The organism is Roseobacter sp. (assembly GCF_024639605.1).
Lineage (GTDB): Bacteria > Pseudomonadota > Alphaproteobacteria > Rhodobacterales > Rhodobacteraceae > Roseobacter.
Genome location: NZ_JAHEHZ010000145.1, coordinates 1 through 8,714, shown reverse-complemented (window position 1 = coordinate 8,714; position 8,714 = coordinate 1). Strand labels below are relative to the sequence as shown.

Here is an 8,714-nt window from a genome sequence, read left to right as displayed (position 1 = left end):
CTGCCGCAGATTATCCGGCAGCCAGGTTGCGATTTCAGGGAACCAGATCAGGATAAAAACCATCAGCACCATGATCAGAAACATCGGCAGGGCCGCTTTGGTGATGTATCCCATCTCATGATCGGTCATTCCCTGCAGCACGAAAAGATTAAAACCAATGGGCGGTGTGATCTGCGCCATTTCCACGACCACCACCACAAAGATCCCGAACCAGATCAGATCGATGCCGGCCTCGCGCACCATCGGCTCGACGATCGCCATGGTCAGCACCACTGCAGAAATTCCGTCGAGAAACATGCCCAGCACGATATAGAAAACCAGCAGTGCCATCAGAAGCTCAAACCGCCCGAGTTCCATCGCGGCGATGCCGTCAGCAAGTGCGCGCGGCAGGCCGGTAAACCCCATCGACAGTTTCAGAAATGCAGCCCCCGCCAGAATGAGCGCGATCATCGCAGAGGTGCGCATTGCCCCCATCAGGCTTTCGCGGAACGAGCCCACCGTCAGCGAGCCCTGGGCCGCCGCAAGCGCCAGCGCACCCAGCACACCGATGGCCGCAGCCTCTGTTGCGGTGGCATAGCCGCCGTACATCGACCCGATCACCACCGTGATCAGGATCAGCACCGGCAGCAGGAAGCGTGAATTGCGCAGCTTTTCGGAAAAGCTCATGCCGGTTTCCATATCCGGGTTCCAGCCCGACGATGTCTTTGAAACGATTGCCACATATGCCATGAACATCGACGCCAGAATGAGCCCTGGAAAAACACCCGCGAAAAATAGCTTGGTGATGCTCTCGTTGACCGTGACGCCATAGACGATGAGCGCAATGGAAGGCGGGATCATCAGTCCGAGGGTCGCAGCCCCCGCAAGCGTTCCGATCACCATTTTTTCGGGGTATTTGCGGGCCCTGAGTTCCGGGATGGCCATTTTGCCCACGGTGGTCAGCGTGGCGGCTGACGAGCCGGAGACAGCGGCAAAGATTGTGCAGGAGACGATATTGGTATGCACCAGTCCGCCGGGCATCTTTGCCAGCCAGGGCGAGAGGCCTCTGAACATATCCTCGGACAATCGGGTGCGATAGAGAATCTCTCCCATCCAGATAAAGAGCGGCAGGGCGGTGAGTGTCCAGCTGGAGGATGACGCCCAGATCGTCGTGATCATGGTGTCGCCGGCGGGCCGCGTGGTGAAAAGCTCCATCCCGACCCAGGCCACGCCCATCAGCGCAAGGCCGACCCAGACGCCGGTACCCAGAAGCAGAAAGAGGACGATCAGAAAGAGGATGATTGCATATATCTCGGTCATCTTCTCAAACCTCAAAGCTGTCTTCGACGGTGGCCCGGACGATCCGGTGCTCACCTTTGAAGATGACATGCAGCAGGTTGTCGGTCAGCGCGACCGCGAGCAGGCCGCCGCCAATGACCATGACCGACTGCGGGATCCACAGGGCGGTGGCGTCCTGCCCCTGGCTCACCTCGTTGAATTTCCAGGACCAGTAGACGAACCAGTAAGCGTAGTAGGTAAAGTACCATGCAATCGCCGCTGCCAGCCCGAAACACCAGATCTCAAGCAGCCGCCTTGTCCCGGCGGGGACGGCATTAAGCAGAATTGAAACCCGGATATGCGCGCCATGGTTGAGTGCATTGGCAAAAGCGAGAAAACTGGCCGCAGCCATGGCATATCCGGCATAATCCGGCGCGCCCGGAAAAATCTCACCGGTCCAGCGGGCGACCATCTGTGCCACAATGAGCAGAAGGATCGCAATAAGGCAGAGCGCTGCCAGCACACCGGCTGCCAGATAGAGAAAGTCGAGCGTCTTGCGCAGGGCAGTCATGGCCGGTCTCCGGTGGTCTCGGGGGGTGGTAGAGCCTGCCCCGCGGGATGTCGCGGGGCAGGCAGTCTCAGTTACTGAGCTTTGAAAGCATCAACGATGGCTTTGCCCTCGTCGCCGGCCGCTTCAAGCCACTCGGCGGTCATGGTGGCGCCGATCTCGCGCAGCTCAGCCATCAGTGCGTCGCCGGCGGGCTGCACGGTCATGCCACCCTCGGCAAGGCCGTCCATGGTGAACTGCGTGTAGTCTTTGGACGCTGCCAGACCGCGTGCCCCGGCCTCGGCCGCACAGGTCATGATGGCCTGCTTATTGGCGTCGGACACATCGGCCCAGACGTCCTGATTGACCATCACATAGTTGCGCGGCAGCCAGGCATCGACCTCATAGAAATGCGTGAGGCTTTCCCAGACCTTGCGGTCATAGCCCGTGGCCCCTGACGACACCATGGACTCCGCCACACCGGTCGCGAAAGCCTGGCTGATTTCAGCAGCTTCCACCGTGACGGGCAGCATGCCCGTCAGTTCCGCCAGACGGCTTGTGGTGTTGTTATAAGAGCGGAATTTCACGCCCTCCATGTCGGCCACCGAGTTCACTTCTTTCTTGAAGTAGAGACCCTGGGGCGGCCATGGCACGGCATAGAGCAGCTCAAGGTTCTGCTCATCGAGCAGTGCTTCGATCTTTGGTTTGGCTGCGTCATAGAGCTTTTCGCTGTCCTCAAACGAAGGAGCGAGGAAAGGCACGCTGTCAAATCCGAAGACAGCGCTTTCGTTCTGGTGACCCGAGAGCAGACGCTCGCCGATCTGCACCTGACCGGTCTGGATCGCGCGCTTGATGTCCGCGCCGGCAAAGAGCGAGCCGCCCGGGTGCACTTCAATGGTGATCTCGCCATTGGTCCCTGCGCCCACGCATTCGGCAAAGGCCACACCGTTCTCGGAGTGGAAATTCGATGCGGAATAGGCCATCGGCATATCCCATTTTTCAGCCGCGGCCGCCGGCAGAGCAGCGCCAAGGGTCAGCGCTGCTGTTGCCGCACCTGCCATAAGTTTTGTTGTCAGTGTCATATCGTTCTCCTTGCTGGTTTTTTCTTTGTTTCAGTTCCGGAACCGTTCGGGCGCATAGGGCGCCATGTCCATGTTTGTTGGTTGACCGGATATCAGCCCGGCCAGCAGCCGGCCTGTTTTCGGACCACCGGTCAGGCCGATATGATGATGTCCGAAGCCGGTCCAGACCCCTGTTTTTCCGATCTGCCCGATCAGGGGCAGACTGTCGCTGGGGGCGGGCCTGTGCCCCAGCCATTCGATTTCCTGCGTGGCGGTCATCCGCGGGAACGCGGCTTTTGCCTGCCGGCGCAGCATTTTCAGCGGGGCCTTCGACGGACCGGCCCCGAGCCCGCCAAGTTCCACCACACCGGCGCAGCGTACACCCTGTGCCATGGGGGTGGCGACAAATTTGCCGGAGGCAATCATCATCGGCCTTGTCGGGCCGTTTTCAGCCGCCTCGAAAACGATGTGATAGCCGCGCTCGGATTCGAGTGGCACATTCAGCCCCAGTTTACGCATCAGCGGTTTTGACCAGACGCCGGTGGCGAGCACTGCCTTATCACAACCGATGCGGCCTTCGCTGGTTTCAACGGCGCTGATTTTTCCACCGCTGAGATCAAAGTCCTTAACATCAGCGATCACAATTTTACCGCCCGAAGCTTCAAACGCCGCAGCAAGTGCGCCGACGTACCCACCCGGGTCGCGAATGAACCCGTGATCCCTCACCACCGCGACACAGCTGATCTGCTGGCTCACGTTCGGCTCGTACTCCCGAACGTCATCGCCCTCGATAAGCTCCGGCTCAAAGCCTGCCTCGCGGCGCAGGCCCCAGGTATAGCTTTCCGCGTCAAAAGCCGCCCGGTCACGATAGCCAAAGCAGTAATCGCTCTCGGTAACCCAGTGCCCGAGGCCGATGTCACCGGTCAGCGCCTTGTGCTGAGACACGCTGTCGGTCACAATGGGTGCGATCCCGGCAGCGATGCGACGGGTGTCGGAATCATTGGCGTTAGCGAGATATTTAACAAGCCAGGGCGCCAGTTTAGGCAGATAGGTCCAGCGTAAGAACAGCGGAAAATCCGATGAGACCAGCATCCCCGGCGCTTTGCGGATGAGGCCGGGCGACGTAACGGGCACCATGGCGCAGGCCGCCAGAATACCGGCATTGCCGTGTGACGTGCCTTTGCCGGGACCCGCGCGATCGATCAGCGTCACGTCAAAACCGGCACGGCGCAGCCAGATGCCGGTGGACACGCCGACAATACCGGCACCGATGACGGCCACATGCTGTGTCATTTTGCGGCTCTGCCGGCAACGAATACCATACGTAACTTCCCCCGGGGGCTGATTCCCTGTCTGTTATCCTGACCAGTTCTCACAATACGTCAACAAATTGTTGACAAATTGTCAGCGTCAGGCAGTCTGATGCTATGACAAACAGCTTTCTCGGACCCGTCGTATCATCCGCTCATCTGGCCAGCGGCTCCTTTGCGGAGGTCTCTGAACTGGAATACGGGCTGATCCTCGCCAATCATGCCTTTGAGCGCTGGATGGTACGCGCGATTGCCATGGCGGGATTTCCTGAGCTTGGCGCGCTGGATGTGCTGGTGCTGCATTCGGTTTATCACCGCGACCGGCCAAAAAAGCTGGCCGATATCTGTCTGGTGCTGAATGTGGAGGATACGCACACGGTCAATTACGCGATCCGCAAACTCAAGAAAGCGGGTCTTGTAAAAGACGGGCGTCAGGGCAAAGAAAAAACCGTGGCCGCCACCGACAAAGGCGCTGAGACCTGCGAGCGGTACCGCGAGATACGTGAAGGTCTGCTGATGCGCGCGGTGGCGGATCTGGGGCTTGAGCCTGACCAGGTCAGCCGTGCTGCGGGGCTGTTGCGGCTGATGTCGGGCCAGTACGATCAGGCCGCGCGCGCGGCGACCACCTATTGATCGGGCACGCGATCCGGGGCTATCACCGGGTATGACCGGTCCTGCCGCCCGCCTTGGTATCCTGATGCTCGACACGCAATTTCCGCGCATACCCGGCGATGTGGGCAACCCTGTTACATGGCCCTTCCCTGTCCGCTACGCCGTGGTGCCCGGTGCAACACCGCAGGCCGTGGTCTGCGAAGACCCCGAACCACTGGTGCAGGAGTTCATCACAGCCGGGCGGGGGCTGATTGACGCGGGCTGCACCGGAATAGCCACCACCTGCGGCTTTCTGGCGCTGATCCGGCCCGGACTGGCGGCGAAACTGGGCGTGCCTGTCGCGGCCTCCGCACTTGAGCAGGCAGCACAGGTGCAGGCTGCCCTGCCGCCGGATCAGACCATCGGGGTGCTCACAATCTCCGCAGCCAGCCTGAGCCCCCGCCATCTCGCGGTAGCAGGTGCACCCGACACCTGCGTCATAGAGGGCGTGGAGGACACGAGCTTTGCCCGCAGCATTCTGGGCAATCAGACCGTACTGGATGTCGAAGCCGCCCGGCGTGATCTTTGTGCCGCGGCGCGGCGCCTTGTGGCGCACGCGCCGCAGACCGGTGCGATCATTCTGGAGTGCACCAACATGGTGCCTTACGCGAGGGACATCGCCCGGGCCACCGGGCGACCGGTCTTTTCGATATACACCTATCTGATGTGGTTTCACGACAGCCTGCTGCCACCGGCTTTCCCGGCGCCTTAGCGGCGCAGCCAGCCGTCTTCAAACCGCCAGGTGCTGACCCCGGCTAGGCGGATGATCCGGTCAAGCTCTGCTTCGAGGGCGGCGAGGCGGCCCTTGCCCCAGCGCACCTTTGGCTCTGGCCAGAGCGCTCTGACCACCAGTTCATCGCGGTCGCGGAACGCTTTCATGTCGATCCGGCCGACCAGCCGGTCTCCTTCGAGCAGAGGAAATACATAATACCCGTATCGGCGCTTTGCCTCGGGCACAAAAATCTCGATGCGGTAGTCAAAGCCGAAAAGCCGTTCAGCACGTTTGCGGTCGCGCAGTGCCGGATCGAACGGGCTGAGCACCCGCAGGCGCGGCGTTGGCGCCATCTCAAGCGCGGGGTCTGTGCCGACACCGGGTCTCGCAAAACTGTCGCGCGGTATGCCATCAGCGCCGGTTATCCGCACAGGCTGCAACCGGCCCGCTGCCAGTTCTGCGGCACACCAGTCTTTGGCCTCACTGATGCTCACATGGTCCCAGAAGGCCGCGAGCTCTCCCGGTGTGGCAAATCCGAGCCGGTCGAGCGCCCCGGCACAACACCAGCTGATCACCTCTGTGGTTTCCTCCGGTGTGGTCAGCGGCGTGCAGAGCGCTTCGTCGATCACCCGTTCGGTCAGATCATAGCGTTTGCGAAACCCTTCGCGCCCCACCACGCAGAGCGCGCCGCTGCGCCAGAGATACTCCAGCGCCGTCTTCGACGGATGCCAGTCCCACCAACCGCCCGATCCGCGCTTTTCACCCGCGCCCACATCCGAGGTGCTGACGGGGCCGTTCTCGCGGATCTGATCCAGCACCACCTGAAACTGATCTTCAAACCCGTCGCGCCGCCAGTCACGCCACTGCCGCCGCAGCTTTTCTGCATCGCGCTCGCGGCGCAGCTGCCACCAGCGGTAATACCGCACCGGGATGACGGCAGCGTCATGGGTCCAGTGCTCGAAAAGCGCGCGGTCTTTTTCGTAGAGGTTTTTCAGCGCTTTGGGCCGGTAACGGGGACGCCGCGCAAAGAGGATCAGGTCGTGCGCGCGGGCGACCGTGTTGATGCTGTCGAGCTGCACAAACCCCAGTCGCTCTATCATCGACAACAGCTCTGTCCCGTGCGCGGCACCCTGTGGCGCCTCACTGAGCGCGTGGCGGTCGAGAAAAAGACGCCGCGCCTGCGCGTTCGTCAGAGTGAGTGTGTTCATCCGCGCCGGTAACGGCGCAGCGTGTCTCCGAAGGTGATTTTTGGCTTCAGCGTGATCTGCCCGGAGCTGTCGGGTTCTGCATCTTCAGGCAGGGCCGCGCGCTCAAGAATGATCTTCGCGGCGAGGGTCCCGATCTCCTTGCGGCAGGCATCCATCGTTGCAAGCTGGCGGGGCAGCCCGTCCAAAAGCTCCACGCCGTTAAACCCGGCAAGCCCGATCTGACCAGGCACGTCGATACCCTGATCGAGCAGATGCAGCAAACCGCCCGCCCCTATCATATCGTTGGAATAATAAAGAAAATCGAGATCGGGCGAGCGCTTCAGCATCGCAGCCGTCATCTCGCGGCCCTTGGCAAGCGCCGAGCCTCCGGAATAAAATTCACGGTCCTCAATCTCCACGCCGGCCTTGGCAAGGGCTTCTGTAAAGCCTTCAAACCGTTTGCGCGCACGGTGATCAAGCGGCATCTTGGTGCCCATAAAGCCGATGTGCCGATAGCCTTGTTTCAGGATCGCCGCTGCCATCTGCCGGCCCGCACGCCGGTGCGAAATCCCCACCACCGCATCGACGGGTGTGCCGTCCGTGTCCATGATCTCGACCACCGGAATCGCTGCGTTTTTGAGCATCGCGCGGGTGGCGTCAGAATGCTCCAGTCCGGCGATGATCACTCCCGAAGGCCGCCAGGACAGCATCTCATAGAGCACGCGTTCTTCTTTTTCGGGCATATAATCAGTCACGCCCACGACCGGCTGCAACGGGGTTTCCTCAAATACTTCGTTGATGCCGGTGAGAACTTCGGGAAAGACCATATTTGACAGTGACGGAATGACGACCGCCACCAGATTGACCCGCTGTGAGGCCAGCGACCCGGCGATCTGGTTGGGCACATATCCCAGCGATTTCGCGGCCTGAAGGACTTTATCGCGGGTCGCGACCGACACGTCGCCGCGATTGCGCAGCACACGGCTGACCGTCATTTCGGACACCCCGCAGGCTTCTGATACGTCTCGCAGGGTGAGGGGCCGCTGTTTTGGTCTTGTCACATGAACTTCCTGTACTGTTGAGCGATGTTAGCGCACCCTGTTCGCAACGTTCAAGCACTAGCCCGCGCAAACATGATCGGGCGATGACAAGTGTGCCGTACTGGTCTAAAGCTGTCGGCGGCGGTCCCGTGGCTCAACCGGATAGAGCAGCCCCCTCCTAAGGGGCAGGTTGCAGGTTCGAATCCTGCCGGGATCACCATCTTTGCCGCCCCTGGTCGCGCTTACCGGAACACGCGCCATCGCGCAGCTGTGAAGGCGGGCGTTTTGCCTGAGCCGGCAATTCTGTTATATTAAAAGACTGTAAAGGTACCGGTGAATGGGAGTGTGACATGCGGGGAACTGTCAGAATATGCCTGCTGATGGTTGCGGGATGTCTCGCGCCGGGGTTTGCTGCGGCATCTGATATCCATGTCAGCGGCAAAGTCGTGCTTGGCGGGGGCAGCGTCGTCATCTCGGTGAACCCATCAACAGGATACGGGCATGGCTATGGACGCCACCCGGGGTATCGACATCACAAATACCGGCAGGACGGGTACAAAAACCGCGTATATCGTAAGTTCCGACGTAATTCGCACTTTGGCCGCATAGCCCGGGACATCATTCACGAGGACGGTGCACATCCTCGTAAACCATCGACGCTGCCGCAGATTTCCGGACACGGCAAATTATACGGCGGGCCGTTCCACAACGGATTTGCCTCCGGGAGCAACGCAAATTCCACCGGTTACAGCGTGCCGCTGATGCACCGTAAGCGAAAGTTCGGGCTGAGACTACGCTGAAGGCACAATACCTGAGGTGCCGGAAAACTGGTCGGGCTGAGAGGATTCGAACCTCCGACCCCCTGCTCCCGAAGCAGGTGCGCTACCAGGCTGCGCTACAGCCCGACCCTGTGCGCCCGGATACTCTTATCACCGGCGCTTGGCAAGGC

Annotated in this window: 9 protein-coding genes and 2 tRNA genes; 4 read left to right on the top strand and 7 right to left on the bottom strand. The window is 60.8% G+C overall.

What is annotated here, in order from left to right; translation table 11 throughout:
* From Q0M35_RS15420 to Q0M35_RS15405, 4 genes are all read right to left on the bottom strand, one after another.
* The coding region (locus Q0M35_RS15420) for a TRAP transporter large permease subunit (protein ID WP_295316864.1) at positions 1-1,299 on the bottom strand (1,299 nt) is incomplete at its 3' end.
* A 4-nt stretch (positions 1,300-1,303) separates the two neighbouring features.
* Positions 1,304-1,828, bottom strand: a complete 525-nt coding sequence (locus tag Q0M35_RS15415) for a TRAP transporter small permease (protein WP_295316862.1) — start codon at positions 1,826-1,828, stop codon at positions 1,304-1,306.
* 71 nt (positions 1,829-1,899) lie between these two features.
* On the bottom strand, positions 1,900-2,886 hold the full coding sequence (locus Q0M35_RS15410; RefSeq protein WP_295316860.1) for a TRAP transporter substrate-binding protein: 987 nt from the start codon (positions 2,884-2,886) through the stop codon (positions 1,900-1,902).
* A gap of 30 nt (positions 2,887-2,916) precedes the next feature.
* Positions 2,917-4,158 (bottom strand): FAD-dependent oxidoreductase, encoded by a 1,242-nt coding sequence (locus Q0M35_RS15405; protein ID WP_295316858.1) that lies wholly within the window; start codon positions 4,156-4,158, stop codon positions 2,917-2,919.
* Positions 4,159-4,292: 134 nt separating this feature from the next.
* Here Q0M35_RS15405 and Q0M35_RS15400 point away from each other — a divergent pair, with 134 nt between their 5' ends.
* Together Q0M35_RS15400 and Q0M35_RS15395 are read left to right on the top strand one after the other, a co-directional pair.
* The gene (locus Q0M35_RS15400; RefSeq protein WP_295316856.1) at positions 4,293-4,808 is read left to right on the top strand and encodes a winged helix DNA-binding protein; all 516 of its coding nucleotides are present in this window, start codon (positions 4,293-4,295) and stop codon (positions 4,806-4,808) included.
* A 31-nt stretch (positions 4,809-4,839) separates the two neighbouring features.
* Positions 4,840-5,538: an aspartate/glutamate racemase family protein gene (locus tag Q0M35_RS15395; protein WP_295316854.1), complete on the top strand. Its 699-nt coding sequence runs from the start codon at positions 4,840-4,842 to the stop codon at positions 5,536-5,538.
* Here the strand turns inward: Q0M35_RS15395 and Q0M35_RS15390 are convergent.
* Together Q0M35_RS15390 and Q0M35_RS15385 are read right to left on the bottom strand one after the other, a co-directional pair.
* Positions 5,535-6,746, bottom strand: a complete 1,212-nt coding sequence (locus Q0M35_RS15390) for a crosslink repair DNA glycosylase YcaQ family protein (protein WP_295316852.1) — start codon at positions 6,744-6,746, stop codon at positions 5,535-5,537. The two genes, Q0M35_RS15395 and Q0M35_RS15390, sit on opposite strands and share 4 nt — an antisense overlap.
* Positions 6,743-7,786 (bottom strand): LacI family DNA-binding transcriptional regulator, encoded by a 1,044-nt coding sequence (locus Q0M35_RS15385; RefSeq protein ID WP_295316849.1) that lies wholly within the window; start codon positions 7,784-7,786, stop codon positions 6,743-6,745. Before Q0M35_RS15385 ends, Q0M35_RS15390 begins: the two co-directional genes overlap by 4 nt.
* Before the next feature lie 122 nt (positions 7,787-7,908).
* Between Q0M35_RS15385 and Q0M35_RS15380 the strand changes: the two genes are divergently transcribed.
* A tRNA-Arg gene (locus tag Q0M35_RS15380) sits at positions 7,909-7,985 on the top strand.
* 130 nt (positions 7,986-8,115) lie between these two features.
* A complete protein-coding gene (locus tag Q0M35_RS15375; protein WP_295316847.1) occupies positions 8,116-8,565 on the top strand; it encodes a hypothetical protein in 450 nt (149 codons plus the stop codon).
* 28 nt (positions 8,566-8,593) lie between these two features.
* Here Q0M35_RS15375 and Q0M35_RS15370 read toward each other — a convergent pair.
* Positions 8,594-8,670: transfer RNA gene (locus Q0M35_RS15370), tRNA-Pro, on the bottom strand.
* Positions 8,671-8,714 lie beyond the last annotated feature (44 nt).